The 19,915-nt window shown below is 72.8% G+C and carries 11 protein-coding genes; 4 read left to right on the top strand and 7 right to left on the bottom strand.

Annotated features, from left to right (window positions below; genetic code table 11):
- Positions 1-25: 25 nt before the first annotated feature.
- The 6 genes from Q5530_RS06890 to Q5530_RS06915 are packed head-to-tail and all read right to left on the bottom strand — an operon-like array spanning position 26 to position 9,451.
- Complete coding sequence (locus Q5530_RS06890) at positions 26-1,015, bottom strand: ABC transporter permease (RefSeq protein WP_415361374.1); 990 nt, start codon at positions 1,013-1,015, stop codon at positions 26-28.
- Positions 1,012-2,019 carry an ABC transporter permease gene (locus Q5530_RS06895; protein WP_415361375.1) on the bottom strand — a complete coding sequence of 336 codons (1,008 nt, stop codon included), beginning with the start codon at positions 2,017-2,019 and terminating at the stop codon, positions 1,012-1,014. Before Q5530_RS06895 ends, Q5530_RS06890 begins: the two co-directional genes overlap by 4 nt.
- A complete protein-coding gene (locus tag Q5530_RS06900; RefSeq protein WP_415361376.1) occupies positions 2,016-3,494 on the bottom strand; it encodes a sugar ABC transporter ATP-binding protein in 1,479 nt (492 codons plus the stop codon). Before Q5530_RS06900 ends, Q5530_RS06895 begins: the two co-directional genes overlap by 4 nt.
- A 55-nt stretch (positions 3,495-3,549) precedes the next feature.
- Entirely contained in the window at positions 3,550-4,917 is a 1,368-nt protein-coding gene (locus Q5530_RS06905) for an RICIN domain-containing protein (RefSeq protein ID WP_415361377.1), read from the bottom strand.
- A gap of 17 nt (positions 4,918-4,934) precedes the next feature.
- Positions 4,935-6,632, bottom strand: a complete 1,698-nt coding sequence (locus Q5530_RS06910; protein WP_415361378.1) for a ThuA domain-containing protein — start codon at positions 6,630-6,632, stop codon at positions 4,935-4,937.
- Positions 6,633-6,655: 23 nt separating this feature from the next.
- The gene (locus tag Q5530_RS06915) at positions 6,656-9,451 is read right to left on the bottom strand and encodes a PQQ-dependent sugar dehydrogenase (protein WP_415361379.1); all 2,796 of its coding nucleotides are present in this window, start codon (positions 9,449-9,451) and stop codon (positions 6,656-6,658) included.
- A gap of 465 nt (positions 9,452-9,916) precedes the next feature.
- On the opposite strand from Q5530_RS06915, the gene Q5530_RS06920 reads away from it, so the two are divergent.
- From Q5530_RS06920 to Q5530_RS06935, 4 genes are all read left to right on the top strand, one after another.
- Positions 9,917-12,748: a glycosyl hydrolase family 95 catalytic domain-containing protein gene (locus Q5530_RS06920; RefSeq protein WP_415361380.1), complete on the top strand. Its 2,832-nt coding sequence runs from the start codon at positions 9,917-9,919 to the stop codon at positions 12,746-12,748.
- Between the two features lie 186 nt (positions 12,749-12,934).
- Positions 12,935-13,735 carry a FadR/GntR family transcriptional regulator gene (locus tag Q5530_RS06925; RefSeq protein WP_415361381.1) on the top strand — a complete coding sequence of 267 codons (801 nt, stop codon included), beginning with the start codon at positions 12,935-12,937 and terminating at the stop codon, positions 13,733-13,735.
- A 353-nt stretch (positions 13,736-14,088) separates the two neighbouring features.
- A complete protein-coding gene (locus Q5530_RS06930) occupies positions 14,089-17,559 on the top strand; it encodes a ThuA domain-containing protein (protein ID WP_415361383.1) in 3,471 nt (1,156 codons plus the stop codon).
- A 68-nt stretch (positions 17,560-17,627) separates the two neighbouring features.
- Positions 17,628-18,290 carry a hypothetical protein gene (locus Q5530_RS06935; RefSeq protein ID WP_415361384.1) on the top strand — a complete coding sequence of 221 codons (663 nt, stop codon included), beginning with the start codon at positions 17,628-17,630 and terminating at the stop codon, positions 18,288-18,290.
- A 57-nt stretch (positions 18,291-18,347) separates the two neighbouring features.
- Here the strand turns inward: Q5530_RS06935 and Q5530_RS06940 are convergent, their stop codons facing one another.
- Complete coding sequence (locus Q5530_RS06940; protein ID WP_415361385.1) at positions 18,348-19,901, bottom strand: glycoside hydrolase family 43 protein; 1,554 nt, start codon at positions 19,899-19,901, stop codon at positions 18,348-18,350.
- Positions 19,902-19,915 lie beyond the last annotated feature (14 nt).

Consider the following 19,915-nt stretch of genomic DNA (forward strand, 5'->3'; position numbering starts at 1 on the left):
CTGCTCCTTGGTCCTTCGGCGGCGTTCAGGGGATGACCGTTCCGGTCTCGCGGGGCCGGAGCACCCGGCGCGGACCCGTGCCGCGAGCGGCGTAGGCGACCGCGGCGATGAGGATCAGTCCCTGCACGGCGGAGTCGAGGGCGCCGGCGACGCCGAGCAGGTTCAGCAGCGAGAACAGGGCTTCCAGCGACAGCGCTCCCGCGGCCGCGGCGACCACCGAGCCCCGACCGCCGCCGAGCAGGACGCCGCCGAGCACGACCGCGGTGATGGCCCGGAACTCCAGGCCGGCGCCGACCTGCGCGGACACCCCGGCGAACCCGGCGAGCAGGACGGCGGCGAGGGCGGCCAGCAGTCCCGAGAGCACGAACGCCAGCACCCGCAGCCGGTCCACCCGGCCGCCCGCCAGCCGGACGGCGGTGTCGTTGTCGCCCACCGCGAGCAGCGTGCGCCCGGTGCCGCCGCGCATGAACAGCACCGCCCCGGCCAGGACTCCCAGCAGGACGACGACCGACCAGGGCACCTGCCCCAGGACCGGCACGTCGAACCCGCCCCGGCCGAACGCCCGGAACGACGGCGACAGGGCGCCGCGCGGCGCCCCGCCGGTCCACAGGAACACCGCGCCGTCGAGCACCAGCAGCACCCCGAGCGTCACGATGAACGACGGCACCAGCAGCTTCGTCGTGATCAGGCCGTTGACCAGGCCGACCAGGGCGCCGAAGGCGAGCAGCAGCGCGATCACCCACCACGTGTTCGCGTCGTCCCCCGAGATCAGCCGGGCGGCGATCACGACCCCCGCGGTCACCAGCGACCCCACGGACAGGTCGTAGCCGCCGGACACGACCACGAAGTACTGGCCGATCGCCAGGACCACCAGCGGCGCGGCCCGCTTGAGCAGCGCCAGGTAGCCGTCCGGCTCGGCGTACGCGGGCCCGGCGAAGGCCAGGGCCACCAGCAGGACCGCCAGCACGGCGAGCACCGGCGCGGTCCCGCGGGCCGGGCGGGGTCGCCCCGTCACGCCGACCTCCGGGACGACCCGCGGCGGGCGTACAGCGCCACCGCCGCGACGAGCACGACCCCGCGGACCACGTCCTTGAAGAACGGGTCCACCGCGAGGTCGTCGAACACGGTGTCCAGGGTCGCCAGGAGCAGCACGCCGCCCACCGTGCCCGCGACACCGCCGCGGCCACCCGCGAGGGCCGTCCCACCGAGCACCACGGCCGCGATGGACTCCAGGTCGTACCCCGCGTCCGTGCCGACGTACGGCGCGCCCGACCCGAGCCTGGCGGCCAGGAACACCCCGGCGAGTCCTGCCGCGAGGGAGCACAGCACGTGCGCGGTGACGATCGTGCGGCCGGTCCGCACGCCGGACAGCCGCGCCACGTCGACGTCACCGCCGACCGCGTACGCGTGGTAGCCACCGCGGGTCCGCCGCAGGTACCACCACGCGCCCGCCGCGACCAGCAGCACCAGCAGCGCCGCCACCGGGACCGGTCCGACCCGGGCGTACCCGAGGTGCTGGAACGAGCGCGGCACGCTGCCCGCCGGCCCGGTGTAACCCTGTTCGAGGTACCCGCGCAGGACCAGCGCGACGCCGAGCGTGGCGATGAACGCGTTGACCCGGAGACCCGTGATCACGAGCCCGTTGACGAGGCCGACGACGGCCGCGACCGCCAGCGCGAGCAGCACGCCGGGCAGGACCGCCGTCCCGCTGCCCGCCATCGTCTCGGCCGCCACCAGCGAGCACAGCCCGACCAGGTAGGCGACGGACAGGTCCAACGACCCGGTGACGACGACCAGCGTCTGCCCGATCGCGACCAGGCCGAGCGCGGTGCTCCGGGTGAGGATGGTGAGGACGCCGCCCTGGTCGAGCAGCACACCGCCGTCGAGCGCCACCAGGACGCTGCCGACCACGAGCAGCGCGGCCAGCGCGACGTACACGGTCGCGGTGGGGCTCGGTGCGGACCTGCGCGGCCGCCCGGCCACCGCGGTCCCCGGGGCGCGGTCGGGCACGACGCTCACGCCGCTCCACCGGCCCCGTGCCCGGTCGCCAGCCTCATCACGGCCTCCTCCGAGGCGCCGGCCGGCAGCTCGCCCACCACGGTCCCCCCGTGCATCACCAGGACCCGGTCGCTCATGCCGATCAGCTCCGGCAGTTCCGACGAGATCATCAGGATGGCCACCCCCCTGTTCGCGAGGTCGCGCAGCAGCCGGTGGACGGCCTGCTTCGCGCCCACGTCGACGCCGCGCGTCGGCTCGTCCACGATCAACACCCGCGGCTCGACCGCGAGCCACTTGCCGAGCACCACCTTCTGCTGGTTGCCACCCGACAGGTAGCGCACCTCCTGGTCCGGCCCGCGCGCGGTGACGGCGACCGACCGCAGCAGCTCGCCGAGGTCGGCCGCGCGCCGCGCCGCCGCTCCCCGCAACGCCGCCCGCCGCACCAGCAGCAGGTTGTCCTTCACCGACTGCCGGAGCGCCAGCCCCTCGCCCTTGCGGTCCTCGGTGACGTAACCGATGCCCGCCCCGACCGCGGTCCGCGGTCGGTCGACGCGGATCGGCACGCCGTCCACCGCCGCGGAGCCCGCGGTGAACGGCTCCACGCCCCAGATCGCCCGCGCGGTCGCGGACCTGCCGGAACCCTGCAACCCGGCCAGGCCCACGACCTCGCCGGCGCGGACGTCGAAGGTCAGGTCGCGCACCCGGCCGTTGCCCGCGCCGCGCAGCGCCAGCCGCACCTCCCCCGGCTCGCCGCCGCGCTCCGGGTACCGGGCTTCGAGCGGGCGGCCGACCATGAGCCGCACGAGGTGGTCCGAGGTGATGTCCCGCGTGGCCGAGGTCGCCACGAGCGCGCCGTCCTTGAGCACCGTGATCCGCTGGCTGAGGTCGAACACCTCGCGCATCCGGTGGGAGACGTACAGGATCGCCACTCCCCGCTCGCGCAACCGCGCCACCAGCCGGTACAGCAGTTCGACCTCGTGGTCGGCCAGCGCGGCGGTCGGCTCGTCCATGCCGAGCACCCGGGCGTCGGCGGACAGCGCCTTGACGATCTCCACCGCCTGGCGCTGCGCGACGGAGAGCCGCGCGACCGGGGTCGTCGGGTCGATGGTCCCGACGCCCAGCTCGTCCAGCAGCCTGCGCGTGCCCGCCTCCATCGCCCGGCGGTCGACCCGGCCGCGCCGCACGGGCTCGCGGCCCAGGAACACGTTCTCGGCCACCGAGCGGTGGTCGAGGAGGTTGAGCTCCTGGTGGATCATCGAGATGCCCGCCGCCTGCGCGTCGCGCGGGCCGGCGAACGAGACCTCACCCCGCTCCAGCACGACCCGCCCGGAGTCGGGCCGGTGGACGCCCGCCAGCACCTTCAGCAGCGTCGACTTGCCGGCGCCGTTCTCCCCCACCAGCGCGTGGACCTCGCCCGCCCGCAGGTCGAGGTCCACGCCGCGCAGCACGGTGACGCCGAAGAAGCTCTTGGTGATGCCCTCCAGCCGCACGTTCACGCGCGAACCTCCGTCAGCTCTCCTGCGGGCGGGTGCGGTCGGACCGCCGGTGCGGTCAGAACTGCGAGATGAACCTCCACGCCTCGCCCTTGGTCCAGGTCCGGACGCCGCTCTCGGCGTAGGTGCCGTCGACCGGACCGGGCATGTGGCCGTTGTCGAACGCGGCCCACTGCACCGGGTAGCCGGCACGGCACGAGTACGCCGTGGTCACGTGGGTCATGCTGCCCGCGCCCGGTTCACGCGGGCTCTGCGGCGTGCAGCCGTTGTTGGCGACGAACCGGTCCCGCAGCTGCCGCCCCATCGAGATGTTGAGCACACTGTCCGAGATCCCGTGCAGGCCGAAGTACGCGATCGGCTGGCTCCCGCCGCTGCACCCGCTCAGCTGGGCGCCGGCGTAGACCACCACCGCCCGGAACACGGTCGCCCGTGCGCACGCGAGCGCGTAGCTCATGCCGCCGCCGTAGCTGAACCCCATCGCGAAGCGCAGCTTCGGGTCGACGCAGAGGTCGGCCTCGATCCGCCGGATCATGTCGTCGGTGAACGTGACGTCCTCGCCACCGGAGTTCGCCCACCCGTTGCCCAGGCCCTGGGGCGCGACCAGGATCGCGCTGTTGTTCGACTGCTCCTGCATCCCGTAGTAGGACCACGCGGTCCCGCTGGTCCCGCCGGAGGAGACGTCGTTCATGGTGCCGCCCCGCCAGTGGAACCCGAAGATCAGCCGGTAGGGGCGGTTGTTGTCGTAGGCGTCGGGGACCCGCAGGACGAAGCTGCGGCTCTTGCCGCCGCTCTGGATCGTGTGCGTGCCGCTGCGCAGCGTCGGGGTCTTGCCGCAGCCGGTGCCGCCGGGGTCGCCGCCGCCCGACACCCTGGCCAGCTGCCACTGCTGGTTGGTGCCGCCGTGGTCGGCGTACTGGACGACGTTGGCGTTGTCCGCGGTGGAGGAGCCCTGCACCTCCACCGCCTTGCCGCTGTGCCGGGCGATCAGCCGCACGTGGCCGCCGTCGGAGTCCGCGAGCCGGAACTGCTGGTTGGTCCCGCCGTGGTCGGTCCACTGCTGGATCGCGGCGCCGTCGGCGGTCGACGAGCCGGGCACGTCGAGGGCCTTGCCGGAGTGGCGGGACCTGACCCGGTAGTAGCCGTCGCCGGAGTCCACGAACTGCCACTGCTGGTTGACCCCGTCGTGCCGCGTCCACTGGGTGACCCGCGCGCCGTCGGCGGTCGACGAGCCGGACAGGTCCAGCGCCTTGCCGCTGCCGCGGTTGACCAGGACGTACCACGCGGCCGTGTCGACCGTCGCCGCCGACGCCGGTGCCGTGCCGACCGCGGTGATCGTGCCGGCCGCGAGGACGACGGCCGCGAGGGCGGTCGTCACCGGTCGTCGGCGTGCCTGTGGGGAGGCGGTCGCCTCACCGCTGATCTTCATCCGAGCGCTCCTTCGGTTCAGGGCAGGGTCCAGCGTTGGTTGGTGCCGCCGTGGCAGCTCCAGACGATCAGTTGCGTGCCGTCCGCGGCACCGCCGCCGTTGGCGTCGAGGCACTTGCCCGACCGCGCGTTCACCAGGGAGCCGTTGGCGCCCGGGGTCCAGTTCTGGCCGGCACCGCCGTTGCAGGTCCACAGCCGCACCACGCTGCCGTCGGTCGAGCCGGCCGCGTCCAGGCACTTGTCCAGCGCCCGCAGGGTGGACCCGGTGACCGTCCACCGCTGGTTGACCCCGCTGTTGCAGGTCCACAGCTGGACCTTCGCGCCGTCGGCCGTGCTGCCGGCGTTGACGTCCACGCACTTGCCCGAGGCGCCGACGACCGGTCCGGTGCGCGGGGTGGTACCGCCCAGTTCCCGGATCCGGATGTTGCGGAACGACACGTCGTCGCCGGTGCCGTGGTTCTGGACGCCGACGTGCCCGGACGCCAGGGACCGGGCCGGGTCGGTGTTGGTGAAGTCGTTGACCTGCGCGCCGTTGAGGAACACCCGCAAGCGCTCGCCCTCCACCAGCAGCTCGAAGGTGTTCCACTCGCCGGGCGGGTTGAGCGCCGCGTCGCGGGCGGCCTGGTCGGCGCCCTGGAACCCGTAGACCGCGCCGGTGGTCCGGTCGGGCGTGTCGGTGGCGTCGATCTGCACCTCGTAGCCGTTGGCCATCGCCGAGTTCGGGTCCGCGCTGGGCGGGAAGCCGACGAACACCCCGGAGTTGTCGTCCCCGGGCATCCGCCAGTCCAGCTTGAGCGAGTACGAGCGGTACTCGCGCGCGCTGTGCCAGAGCAGGCCCAGGCCCCCGGACGAGGTCAACGTGCCGTCGCTGTTGGTGAAGCCGCCGGGCCCGGCCTGCGACCAGCCGGTGGTCGAGCCGTTGTACAGCGCGGTGTAGCCGTTCTCCGGCCGGCAGTCGGCCTTCACGCGGTCCGCCGCGTACCGGATGCCGCCGAGGATCATGGCGCGGAACCCCGGTTCGGCGTAGCTCGCCTGCGTGTGGCCGCTGCCGGTGTAGAAGGAGCGCCCGCCCTGGACTGCCTTGCACCAGGTGTGCGGGTGGTCGGCACCCATCGAGCCGCCGCTGTAGGTCGACTCGTCCAGCGTGGCCAGGACCCGGGCCGTGGACCGGACGCTGCTCCGGAAGTTGTACCACTCGTCGGTCCTGGTCCACGTCGGGCCGAGGTGCGCGGTGGCCGCGTGCGCCCGGTTCTCCACCCGGACCGTCGCCTGCTGGACGGCCGGGTGCGAGGTGAAGTAGGTGCCGACCAGCTCGCCGTAGAACGGCCAGTCGTACTCGGTGTCGGACGCCGAGTGGACGCCGACGTACCCGCCCCCGCCCCGGACGTAGGACTCGAACGCGGTCTGCTGGGTCGCGTTGAGCACGTCCCCGGTGGTGTTGAGGAACACCACGGCTTCGAACCGCGCCAGGTCGGTGGTGGTGAACCGGGCCGAGTCCTCGGTGGTGGTGACCGTGAAGCTGTTGGCCGCGCCCAGGTCCCGGATCAGCTGGATGCCGGCCGGGATCGCGTCGTGGCGGAAGCCGGCGGTCTTGGAGAACACCAGCACGTCGTACGGCGCGTCGGCCGCGACGGCCGGTGCGCCGGGGTTGAGCGCGGCGACGGTGATGGCGGCTGCGGCCAGGCCGATCGCGCGTCGGGTGCGGGAGCGTTCCATCTCTGACCGTCCTCGCTTGCTCATCAGGGCAGGGTCCACCGTTGGTTGGTGCCGCCGTGGCAGCTCCAGACGATCAGCTGGGTGCCGTCCGCGGTAGCGCCGCCGTTGGCGTCCAGGCACCTGCCGGACTGGGTGTTGACCAGGGAGCCGTTGGCGCCCTCGGTCCAGTTCTGACCGCCACCGCCGTTGCAGGTCCACAGCCGCACCAGGCTGCCGTCGGCGGAACCGGCCGCGTCCAGGCACCTGTCCAGCGCGCGCAACGTCGTCCCGCCGACCGTCCAGCGCTGGTTCGCGCCGCCGTTGCAGGTCCACAGCTGCACCTTCGCGCCGTCGGCCGTGCTGCCGGCGTTGACGTCCACGCACTTGCCCGAGGTGCTGACGACCGGTCCGGTCCGCGTGCCCGCCGACGTGCCGAACGTGTAGGCGTCGACGTCGAAGAGGGTGCCCGTGCCGCCGGCGAACGTCAGGTACAGCACCACGGTGCCGGTCGGCACGGCGGCCAGGGTCGTGGACACGTCGGTGAACGTGTCCCACCCCCCGGTCACCGGCACGGTCACCGAGCCGAGCACCGTGCCCGTCGGTGAGCCGGTCCGCACGGACAGCGTCCCGCCCGAGCCGGCGGACGACACCCGGGCGGTGAACCTGTTCGCCCCGCCGAGCGCGTACGGCTCGAATGCGATCCAGTCGCCGTTCTGGATGTCGCCGACGGTCCGCCCGCCCTCGGCGGCGGCCTTGTCGTAGAGGCCGGTGCCGGACTGCGCCGAGAAGTGCTCGGCCTGGCGGTGCCGCAGTTGCAGCACGTGCTGCGTGTGCGTGGTCACCGGCGGCTGGCCGTTCGCGCCGGAGTCGGTGTACTCGGCGTCGAAGACCGCGAACAGGTTCGCCGCCGTGTCGTGCTCGCCGTCCACCGGGATCCGCAACGTCCCCGAGCAGCCCGTCTGCGTGGTGATCGGGTGGCCGTGGCTGTCGTGGCCGAGCAGGTAGCTGAGCTTGACCCTGGTGCAGTCGATCGTGCCGTCCTCCCGGTCGGACGCCGTGATCGTGTAGGGCACGCTGTCGCCGAAGCTGAACAGAGCGCCGTTGACCGGCGCGTCCAGCCTGACCGTCGGGGCGGTGTTCCCGACCGAGATCGACACCGTTGCGGAGCCCGAGCGGCCCCCGGGATCGGTCACGGTGAGCGTCGCCGAGTACTGGCCGTTGGCCGTGTAGGTGTGGCTGGGGTTGGCGGCGGTGGACGTGGTGCCGTCGCCGAAGTTCCACGAGTGGGCCAGTGCGCCGCCCTCGGGGTCCGAGGAGCCGGCCGACGAGAAGGTCACCGACAGCGGCGCGCTGCCGGACGTGCGGTCGGCGGCCGCCCGCGCGGTCGGCGCCCTGTTCCCGGCCGGGTTGTACTCGATGCGGTAGAGCGCGGAACTGGCGTCGCCGCTGCCCCAGCCGGTGCCGTAGTCGAGCACGTACAGGGCGCCGTCCGGGCCGAAAGCGGCGTCCATGACCTGCGTGCCGCGCCACGGGAAGTCGCTGATCTGCCCGGCCGAGCCGTCGGTGCCGACGTCGATGGTCTTGATCCAGCGCCGGCCGAACTCGGTGGCGAACACGTGCCCGTCGAGCGAGGGCGGGAACTTGATCGACGACGGGTTGGCCGCGTCGTACCGGTACACCGGCGCGCTCATCGGGGACTCCGAACCGCAGCCGAACGCGGCGATGGAGCAGTTGTCGTACTTGAGCCACGCCGAGCGCGCGGCGGGCAGGGTGGTCAACCCGGTGTTGCGCGGCGAGTTGTTGACCGGGGCGGCGCAGTTGAACCGGTTCCCGGACGGCCCCGAGGGGAACGCGAAGTCCACGTACGCCTCCGCGGTCGTGTTCGAGCCGACGCAGTAGGGCCAGCCGAAGTTGCCCGCCGAGGTGATCCGGTTGAACTCCACCAGGCCGGCCGGGCCGCGCGCGGAGGTGCTCGTGCCCGCGTCCGGCCCGTACTCGCCGAGGTGGATCGCGCCCGTCGGCTTGTCCACGTTGAAGCGGAACGGGTTGCGCAGGCCCATCGCGTAGATCTCCGGCCGGGTGCCGGGGGTGCCGACCGGGAACAGGTTGCCGGACGGGATCGAGTACGAGCCGTTGGCGTTCACCTTGATCCGCAGCACCTTGCCGCGCAGGTCGTTCGTGTTGCCGGCGCTGCGCTGCGCGTCGTAGGCGGGGTTGCGGTTGGTCCGCTCGTCGATCGGGGTGTAGCCGCCGGAGTCGAACGGGTTCGAGTCGTCGCCGGTGGACAGGTACAGGTTGCCGGCCGCGTCGAAGTCGATGTCCCCACCGACGTGGCAGCACATGCCCCGGTCGGTCGCGACCTCCAGCACGGTCACCTGGCCGGCCGTGTTCAGCGTGAAGTCGGCGTTCAGGGTGAACCTGGACAGCCGGTTGACCCCCTTCCACGCCGAGAAGTCCGTTCCGGTGGCGGGCGCGTCGCCGCCCGGGGTCGACAGCGGCGGCGCGTAGAAGAGGTAGATGAACCGGTTGGAGGCGAAGCCGGGGTCGACGCCGATGCCCTGCAAGCCCTCTTCGTCGTGGGTGTAGACGGGTACCGTGCCGATCACCCGGGTGACGCCGTCGGCGGTGGTGCGGCGCACCGTCCCGTTGCGGGAGGTGTGCAGCACCGAGCGGTCCGGCAGCACGGCGAGCGTCATCGGCTCGCCCATCTCGGCGACGCCGCGGGCGAGTTCGACCTGCTGGAAGTCGGCCGGGTTGACCGCGTGCGCGGCGGCCGGCGACGAGGTGCCGACCACCGTGGCCACCACACCGGCGGCCACGAGGAGGGCAGCCGTCGACACCGCTCCGATGCGGCGTGGGGCGGAGTTCCCGGCGGAGCGCCGGCCGGGAGTTCTCCGCCCGGGAGGAAAGGGGTTGCGTCGCATCGAGAAGTCTCCCTCGTCATCGTCGACGGGCGGACCGGGACGTGCGCGGCGACCAGGACCTTTCGGCACGGTAACCACCGGCGACATCGAGCGTCAACGCTCAAAGTTGCTAAAGATGTTAGCGCTCACCAAGTATCCGGCCTGTGTTTTCGCCTTTCCTGGACACCACTTCAATCGTCGAATTCGAGTTCGATGAGGTCAGTACGTTGCTAAATATGTTAGCGTTCACATTGAGCTGTTCCCGGTGGTTGACGGTCGGGAGCGCCGATGGCTACCTTGCCTGGAGGCTCCGGTTGAGCGCGTTCGCGCAGGGCTCCCGGCGCACCGGCCACCGTCCGCTCGGGAGGACCCAGCATGTCGGACTTGCCACGAAGGCGATTGATGGAGCTCGGTGCGGCCGGAGCCGGGGCCGCGCTGGTGCCGGGCGGTTGGGTGGCGACGGCCCGCGCCGACCCGGCCGCACCGCCGGAGGTGCGCGCGGTCGACGACCTGGCGCTGTGGTACGACCAGCCGGCCGGGACCGACTGGCTCCGCGCGCTACCGGTCGGCAACGGCCGCCTGGGCGCGATGGTGTTCGGCAACGTCGACTCGGAGCGGTTGCAGCTCAACGAGGACACGGTCTGGGCCGGCGGCCCCCACGACTACACCAACACGCGCGGCGTGAGCGCCCTGCCGGAGATCAGGCGGCTGGTGTTCGCCGACCAGTGGGCGCAGGCGCAGGCCCTCGTCGACCAGGCGATGCTCGGCAACCCCGCGGGCCAGCTCGCCTACCAGACCGTCGGCGACCTCAGGCTCACCTTCCCCACCCCCGGCGGGGTGTCCGGCTACCAGCGCCGGCTCGACCTGACGACCGCGACGGCCACCGTGACCTACGTGGCGAACAACGTGCGGTACCGGCGCGAGGTCATCGCCAGCGCGGCGGACCAGGTGATCGCCGTGCGGCTGACGGCCGAGACGCCGGGGTCGGTCTCGTTCACGGCCTCGTTCGGCACGCCCCAGCGCGCGACCGCGTCGAGCCCGGACGGCACGACGATCGCGCTGGACGGCCGGTCCGGCGACCAGCGGGGCATCGCGGGCTCGGTCCGGTTCCTCGCGTTGGCCAGGGCCGTCTCCACCGGCGGGAGCACCGGCAGTTCCGGCGGCGTGCTGCGGGTGTCCAACGCGGACAGCGTCACGCTGCTGATCTCGATCGGCACCAGCCACGTCGACTACCGCAACGTCGCCGGCGACTACCAGGGCATCGCCCGCGGCCGCCTCAACGGCGCGCAGGGCACGGCGTACGACGTGCTGCGCGGCCGGCACGTGGCCGACCACCAGCGGCTGTTCGGGCGGGTCACCCTCGACCTGGGGCGCACCGCGGCGGCGGACCAGCCGACCGACGTCCGGATCGCCCGGCACAACTCCACCACCGACCCGCAGTTCGCCGCCCTGCTCTTCCAGTACGGCCGCTACCTGCTGATCTCGTCCTCGCGACCGGGCACCCAGCCCGCCAACCTCCAGGGCATCTGGAACGACCAGCTGGCCCCGTCGTGGGAGTCGAAGTACACGATCAACGCCAACCTGCCGATGAACTACTGGCCGGCCGACACGACCAACCTGGCCGAGTGCCACGAGCCGGTGTTCCGCATGATCGAGGACCTGACCACGACCGGCGCCCGCACCGCGCGGGCCCAGTACGGCGCCGGCGGCTGGGTCACCCACCACAACACCGACGCCTGGCGGGGTTCCTCGGTCGTCGACGGCGCGCTCTGGGGCATGTGGCAGACCGGCGGCGCGTGGCTCGCCACCATGGTCTGGGACCACTACCTGTTCACCGGCGACACCGCGTTCCTGCGCTCCTGCTACCCCGCGGTGAAGGGCGCCGCCCAGTTCTTCCTGGACACCCTGGTCGAGGAACCGAACCTCAGGTGGCTCGTCACCAACCCGTCGAACTCGCCGGAGCTGCCCCACCACGCCAACGCGAGCGTGTGCGCCGGCCCCACGATGGACATGCAGATCCTGCGCGACCTGTTCGAGGGCTGCGCCCGCGCCTCGGAGGTGCTGGGCGTGGACACCGACTTCAGGGCACGGGTCCGCGCGACCGCCCAGCGGCTGGCCCCCACCCGGGTCGGCTCCCGGGGGAACATCATGGAGTGGCTGTACGACTGGGTGGAGACCGAGCCGAACCACCGGCACGTCTCGCACCTGTACGGCCTGCACCCGAGCAACCAGATCACCCGGCGCGGCACCCCCCAGCTGTTCGAGGCCGCCCGGCGCACCCTCCAGCTGCGCGGCGACGCCGGCACCGGCTGGTCCCTGGCCTGGAAGATCAACTTCTGGGCGCGGCTGGAGGAGGGCGGCCGGGCGCACGACCTCATCCGCTCCCTGGTGACGCCCGAGCGGCTCGCGCCCAACATGTTCGACCTGCACCCGCCGTTCCAGATCGACGGCAACTTCGGCGCGACCTCCGGCATCGCCGAGATGCTGCTGCACAGCCACAACGGCGAGCTGCACCTGCTTCCCGCGCTGCCGCCCGCCTGGCCGAACGGGAGGGTGGACGGGCTGCGCGGCCGGGGCGGGTACACGGTCGGGGCGGTGTGGAGCGGCGGCTGGGCCACCGAGCTGACCGTCACCCCCGACCGCGACGGCGTCGTCGGGGTGCGCAGCCGGGCGTTCACCGGCACCCACGAGCTGCGCGACCTGACCACCGGCGCCGCGGTGCGGCCGGAGCGGGTCGAGCCCGACCTGGTCCGGTTCACCGGGCAGGCCGGCCACACCTACCGCGTGACCTCGCAGGGCAGGCCGCCCCTGGTCGAGCCCGGGGTGAACTACCACCTGGTGGCGCAGCACAGCGGCAAGCGGGCCGACGTCAACGGCGCCTCGACCGCGGCCGGGGCCACCCTGGTCCAGTGGCCGGCCGGCGGCGGCCTGAACCAGCAGTTCGACTTCCTGCCCTCCGGCGACCACTACCGGGTGCGGGCCCGGCACAGCGGCCTGGTGCTCCAGGTCTCGGGCACCGCCGGCGGTGCCGACATCACCCAGCAGCGCGATGCCGGGACCCCGAACCAGCTGTGGCGACCGGTCGACCACGGCGGCGGCGTGGTGAGCCTGGTCAACCAGCAGAGCGGCCTGGCGATGGACGTGTGGTCCGCCTCCACCGCCGACGGCGCCCGGATCTCGCAGTGGGCGCTCACCGGCGGCGCCAACCAGCGGTTCCAGCTCCAGCGCGCCTGACCGCGATAAGCATGCTTATTTCGTGACTTACCGCGACAAAGGAGGCACCGAGAGTCAACAGGAGCTTCGACGAGCCACGACAGACGCCCCTCGCACCCCGACGCGGGACGCCTCCTCGGCCTGTAAGCTGACCGAACGGTGTTGAGCCGTCGTACTCTTCAGGTGGCCCGTCACGAAGGAGCGGCGTTGACGGATGGCGCACTCGTACCGGGGGTCTCGGCCGGCGCCCCGAACGGGCGGCTGGAGACCGGGCAGCCGGAGAGCACCCGACCGGCCGGTCCCTACCGGCCCGGCTACGAGCTGGTGGCCGAGCAGATCCTCCAGCTCATCGCCGACCTGGAGCTGAGGCCGGGCGACCGGATGCCGACCGAGAACGAGCTGGCCGCGCGGATGGGCACCAGCCGCACGGTGGTGCGGGAAGCCGTCAAGATCCTCTCCGCGATCGGGCGGGTGCGGGCGCACAAGGGCCGCGGGCTCTACGTCGCCGACGACGAGGGGATGCTCGGCTCCTCCCGCTGGGGCGGCTTCTTCCTGCCGACCAACCTCGACCACGTCTACATGCTCTTCGAGTTCCGCCGCGTGCAGGAAACCGCGGCCGGCAGGTTGGCCGCGGTCCACGCCACCCCGGCCGAGCTGCGCGCCATCGGCGCCGCCGCCGAGATGTGCCGACAGGGCCACCTGACCGACGAGGTCGCGCTGTTCGACCGGGGCGACGAGGACTTCCACCTGGCCGTCGCCACGGCGTCCCACAACCAGTTCCTCGTCGCCGCGGTGCGCGAGGCCCGCAGGCTGCAACGCCAGTCGAGCACCATCGGGCTGCGCGGCACCGTCGGCGGCCACGCGGCGGAGGCGGTCGAGGAGCACCTCGCGATCTACCACGCGATCCGCGACGGTGATCCCGAGGCCGCGGCGGCGGCCGCCGGGCTGCACCTCGACAACACCCTCCAGGACTACCGCAGCGAGATCCAGCGCCGGCTCTTCGGCTGAACCGCCGGGGGTCGGTCCGCGAGCCCTCTGGGGCCCGGACCGGCGCGGCCGCACACCTCTGGACTCCCCGCGTTGACGTGTGCTACAAATCGCATTGACGGAGCGATGTGTACGACACAAATCCGGGGTGACTACACCGGCCGCCGATCTCCGCGGTCGAGCCCCGGGAGCGCCTCACCGCCGACCGTCACCCGTCGACCCCGAATCCGAGCCGGTGCCGTGCGCCGCGCCGGCTCGACCCCGCGCACCCGGGTCCTGTCACCCCACCGTGTCCGGGGCCGACGGCACGACTCCGCGCACACCGCCGCCGCGTAATCCGATCAGTCGCCTTCAAGCGCCCCACAGGAGTGGCAATGCGACACAGGTTCGCGCGCCTGCTCTCGATCGCAGGCTGCGCGCTGGTGATGACGGGACTGGCCTCGCCACCCGCACCCGCGCACCCCGAAGGGTTCCACGTCCTGCTGTTCAGCAAGACCGCCGCCGGGGCCTACCGGCACGACTCGATCCCCGCCGGCATCACCATGTTCGAGCAGCTGGCCGCCCAGAACGACTGGGAGCTGACCAGGAGCGAGGACTCGTCGGTCTTCAACGACGCCGCGCTCGCCACCTTCGACGTGGTCGTCATGCTCCAGACCTCCGGCATGGTGTGGGACAACGACGCGCAGCGCGCCGCGGCGCAGAGGTACATGCGCGGCGGCGGCGGCTTCGTCGCGATCCACAACGCGACGGACATGAACGTCGAGCAGCAGTTCCCGTGGTGGGACCAGGTGCTCGGCGCGACCATGACGCAGCACTCGGCCACCGTGTCGGGCACCGCCAAGGTCGCCGACCGCGTTCACCCGTCCGGGGCCGGGCTGCCGGACCGGTGGACGCGCACCGAGGAGTGGTACAACTTCACCCGCTCGGTGCGGGGCAACGCGCACGTGCTGGTGACCGCGGACGAGACGACGTACGACCCCGGTTCGAGCCGGATGGGCCACGACCACCCGATCTCGTGGTGCCGCAACTTCGAGGGCGGCCGGCTGTGGGCCACCGCCATGGGCCACCAGGCGTCCGGCTACTCCGAACCGCTGTTCCGCGAGCACGTCAAGGGCGGCGTGGAGTCGGCGGGAGGCAAGGTCCAGGCCGACTGCGGGCCCACCGCGTGGAACAGCTTCGAGAAGGTGACGCTGGACGACAACACCGTGGGACCGGCGGCGCTCGACGTCGCCCGGGACGGCCGCGTGTTCTACGCGGAGTACGGCGGCAGGGTGAAGGTCCACAAGCCGGACACCCGCACCACCGTCACGGCGGCGACCCTGAGCGTCTACACCGGCGGCGAGGACGGCCTGACCGGGCTCGCCCTGGACCCGAACTTCGCCACCACCCGGTGGATCTACCTGATGTACTCCCCCGCCGGCGGCGGCGAGGACATCGCGCGGGTCTCCCGGTTCACCGTGACCGGCGACGCGCTGGACCTGTCCAGCGAGCGGGTGCTGATGAAGGTGCCGTCGTCGCGGCAGGCGCCGGAGCCCGGCCACACCGGCGGGTACATCGCGTTCGGCCCGAACGGCGACCTCTACATCGGCACCGGCGACGACGTCCAGCCGCACCGCTCCGACGGCTACGCGCCGATCGACGAGCGGCCGGGCTGGTCGAGCAACGACGTCCAGGGCACCTCGGCCAACACCAACGACCTGCGGGGCAAGATCCTGCGCATCCACCCGGAGACCAACGGGACCTACACCATCCCGGCCGGCAACATGTTCGCGCCGGGCACGGCCAGGACGAAGCCCGAGATCTACGCGATGGGCTTCCGCAACCCGTTCCGGTTCTCGGTGCACCCGACCACGGGCGCGGTCTACGCGGCCGACTACGGCCCGGACGCGGCCAACGACAACGCCAACCGCGGCCCCGGCGGGATCGTGGAGTGGAACGTCATCACCTCCCCCGGCTTCTACGGCTGGCCGTACTGCATCGGCGACAACATCCCGTTCAACGACCACAACTTCGCCACCGGCCAGTCCGGCGCCAAGTTCAACTGCGACCGGCCGGTGAACAACTCGCCCAACAACACCGGCCTGACCGAGCTGCCGGCCGCGCGCAAGGCCGACGTCTGGTACGGCAACGGCGCGAACGGCAACAGGTTCCCGGAGATGGGCAGCCCCTCGGGCGGCGAGGCCCCCGGCGCGTTCCCGGTCTACCGGTACGACGCGGACAACCCGTCCCAGACCAAGTTCCCGGCCTACTTCGACGAGACGCCGTTCTTCGGCGAGTGGGCGCGCAACCGGCTGTGGGAGTTCCGGCTCGGCCAGGACGGGAAGCTGTTGAAGATCAACGACTTCCTGGCCAACCTGAGCTTCAGGTCGCCGCTGGACGCGAAGTTCGGCCCGGACGGAGCGATGTACCTGCTCGAATGGGGCTCCGGCTACGGTCGGGACAACCCCGACTCCGGGCTCTACCGCATCGACTACCGCAGCGGCGACCGCAGCCCGGTCGCGACCGCGACGGGCACGCCCACCTCGGGTTCCTCGCCCCTGGCGGTGCGGTTCTCCAGCGCCGGCTCCGGTGACCCGGAAGGCGGCCCGGTGACCTACCGGTGGGAGTTCGGCGACGGCGGCACGTCCACCGAGGCCAACCCCGCGCACACCTACACCGCCAGGGGGCAGTTCAACGCCAAGCTCACCGTCACCGACGCGGGCGGGAAGTCCGGCGTGACCAGCGTGGTCGTGACCTCGGGCAACACCGCGCCCACGGTCGCCCTGAGCGTCCCCGACGGCGGCGTGTTCGGCTGGGGCGACACGATCCCCTACACGGTCGCGGTCACCGACCCCGAGGACGGCACGATCGACTGCGGTCGGGTGACCACCACCCCGGCGCTGGGCCACGACCAGCACGGGCACGACCTCGCGCCGATCCCCGGCTGCTCGGGCACGTTCAGGGCCGAGACCGACAGCGCGCACGCCGAGTTGAACTCGTTCTGGGTGGCGGACAGCAGGTACACCGACAGGGGCACGACCGGGGTGCCGGCGCTGGAGGGCAGCCGGAAGGTCCTGCTCCAGCCCAAGCGCAAGCAGGCCGAGCACTTCACCGGCTCCTCGGGCGTGCGGGTCGTGTCCCAGTCGGGGGCCGAGTCGGGCGGTCGGATCGGCGACATCGGCAACAACGACTGGGTCTCGTTCACCCCGTACAACTTCACCGGTGTCAACCAGGTGTCCCTCCGGCTGTCCTCGCCGGGCGGCGGTGGTTCGGTCGAGCTGCGCGCCGGTTCACCGACCGGGGCGCTGATCGCCACGGTGCCGGTGCCGAGCACCGGTGGCTGGGACGCCTACGCGAGCACGCCCGCGGTGAACGTCACCGCCCCGGGGGGCACCACGGAGCTGTTCGTGGTGTTCAAGACGGGCACGGCCAACTCCTACGACCTCGACTCGCTGACGTTGGTCGGGCCCGGGGTCGGCACACCGGGCAGCGGTGGCGCGAACCGCATCGTCGGCGTCGGCGGCAAGTGCGTCGACGTCAACAGCGGCAGCACCGCCGACGGGGCCAAGGTCCAGCTGTGGACCTGCAACGGCGGCGCGAACCAGACGTGGACGCGCTCCGGGCAGACCCTCCGGGCCCTGGGCAAGTGCCTGAACGTCAGCGGCGGCAGCACCGCCGACGGCGCGCCGGCGCAGCTGTGGACCTGCAACGGCTCCGCCGCGCAGAACTGGGAGGTGCGGTCCGACGGCACGATCCGCAACGGCGGCAAGTGCCTCGACGCCAACGGCGGCAGCACCGCCGACGGCACCCAGCTGATCACCTGGACCTGCAACGGCGGCGCCAACCAGCGGTGGGCGCTGTCCTGAACGGGCGGTCCGCGGCTCCGGCACGCGCCGGGGCCGCGGACCGCGTCGGCCTGAAGAGGAGCAACGCCATGGGCAGGACCACACCGGTGGCTCGGGCACGGTTCCGGTGGACCTCGGCCGCGGCCCTGATCACCACGTTCGCCCTCGGGTTCGCCGTCGCGTTCGTGGTCGGCTCGTGGACCTCGGGCCCGGACGCGACGCAACGCCGGATCGCCGAACTGGAGCAGGAGGAGGCGCGGCGCGACATCGCGCAGGTCGAGGCGTTGATCGACCTGGCCCGGGGCGGCCGGGAACGCCTGACCCCGGTGCTGCGGGCCATGGCGGGGGCGTCTCCCCCCGGCGACGCCGCGCCTCCGACCGCGCCCACCGCCGAAGAGGTGCGCGGCTGGCGGGAGGTGGTCGCCGGAGAGGTGCGGCGGTACGAGGAGACGCCGTCGGCGGGCAACGGGGTGAACGTCGCCCGCACCGGGATGCGGACCGCCGTCCAGCAGCTCGCCGCCGCGGTCGACGGCTTCGCCGCGGCGACCACCGCCCCCGAACCCCTGGCGTCCGACCTCCTGGCCCTGGCCGGCGCGCAGCGCGCGCTGGCGGTGCGGGCCTGGTCGGTCGCCGCGCTCCAGCTGGACGTGATCAGCGTCGACGCCGGCAAGGGGCACGTGCACGTCCAACTGCCGGCCGGACCGGGCTCCGACGCGCTCCCGGCCGACACCGTGCCCGAGGGCACCGGATGACGCAGCGCGAGGACCCGCGGCCGTCCCACCCCCGGGGGGACGGCCGCGGGTCCGCCGTCAGGTGCGGTCGGGGTCGTCCAGCGGACCGTGGTCGAACCAGTCGAACCACGCGGTGCCCTCGGTGACGTACATGCCGATCACCCGCCCGGTGAACCCGGTGGCCACCTCCGTGGACAGGTACCTGCCGTCCAGCTCGGCCAGCGGTTCCGGGTCCTCGCCGACGTGGAAGGCGAGGTAGTCGGGCGCGGCGACGTGCAGGCCCGACCTCCCCTCCTCCCCGTCGGTCCACCTCCGGCTCGAACGGGTGGTGATCACGAGGGTCACCGGGCCCGGGACGACCGGGCGCGTGGCCACCACCTGGCGCAGGGGGCCGATGCGGGCGATGACGGCGGCCTGCCCGTCGGCCACCTCCAGGTCGTAGTGGTGGCCCTCGTCCAGGCGAACCGACAGGCCGGCGCGACCGGGGCCGTGGTCGAGCAGCACCGCGGTCCGGCTCTCGGGGTGCTGCTGACGCCGGCCGACGAAGGTGCAGCCGGGCCGGTCCAGGGTGGGGCCGGTGGCGTGCAGGGCGAGCCACCCCGGCCGCTCGGCCAGCGACCAGGAACCGTCCGGGCGCGACCGGGGCGAGATCCACTGCGGGGCGAGCCCGGGTGCGTCGAAGTCGTCCCGCTGCGGGGTGGCCCGGAGCGGCCGCGCACCGCTCGGCGCCCGTTCCCGGAGGTTCACGGGGCCGACGCGCGGCCAGCCGTCCTCCCACCGCACGGGGGTGAGGAAGGTCTCCCGCCCCAGGACGTGGAACTTGGGGCTGTACCCGACCGGGCGGGTGGCCAGCAGGACCATCCACCACTCCCCGTCCGGCGTGGTGACGAGGTCGGCGTGGCCGGTGCTCTGGACCGGGTGGTTCGTGCTCCGGTGGGACAGGACCGGGTTGACCGGCGCCGGCTCCCAGGGGCCCCGGGGCGAACGGGCCCGCGCCACGGCGACGGTGTGGCCGCGCTCGGTGCCGCCCTCGGCGATCAGCAGGTACCACCACTCCCCGACGCGGTACAGGTGGGGCGCCTCCGGCCACTGCAACCCGGTCCCGGCCCAGGCGGGGGACGGTCCCTCCAGCACCTTCCCCGCCTCGGGGTCGACGCGGGCGACCTGCACGCCGTGGAAGCTGGGCCCGTGGGCGCCGGCGAAGGCGCACCAGCAGTTGCCGTCCTCGTCCCAGGCCAGGTCGGGGTCGATGCCGGGCAGGTCGAGCCACACCGGGTCCGACCAGGGGCCCTCGGGGCGCTCGGCGGTGACCACGAAGTTGCCGCCGTGCGAGACGTTCGTGGTGATCATCCAGAACCGGCCGTCGTGGTGCCGGATCGTGGGGGCGTAGATGCCGTCGGAGGCCATCGCGTCGGCCGGCAGCGGCAGCTGGGACGGGCGGTCCAGCACGTTGCCGACCTGCCGCCAGTTCACCAGGTCGCGGCTGTGGAAGAGCGGCACGCCCGGGAAGTACTCGAAGCTGGAGCACACCAGGTAGTAGTCCTCCCCCACCCGGCACACGCTGGGGTCGGGGTGGAAACCGGGGATCACGGGGTTGTCGTAGGACGACGCCTCGGGCTTCGGTGGGATCATGGTTTTCCTCGTTG

Source organism: Saccharothrix sp. BKS2 (assembly GCF_047689505.1).
Classification (GTDB): domain Bacteria; phylum Actinomycetota; class Actinomycetes; order Mycobacteriales; family Pseudonocardiaceae; genus Actinosynnema; species Actinosynnema lopnurensis.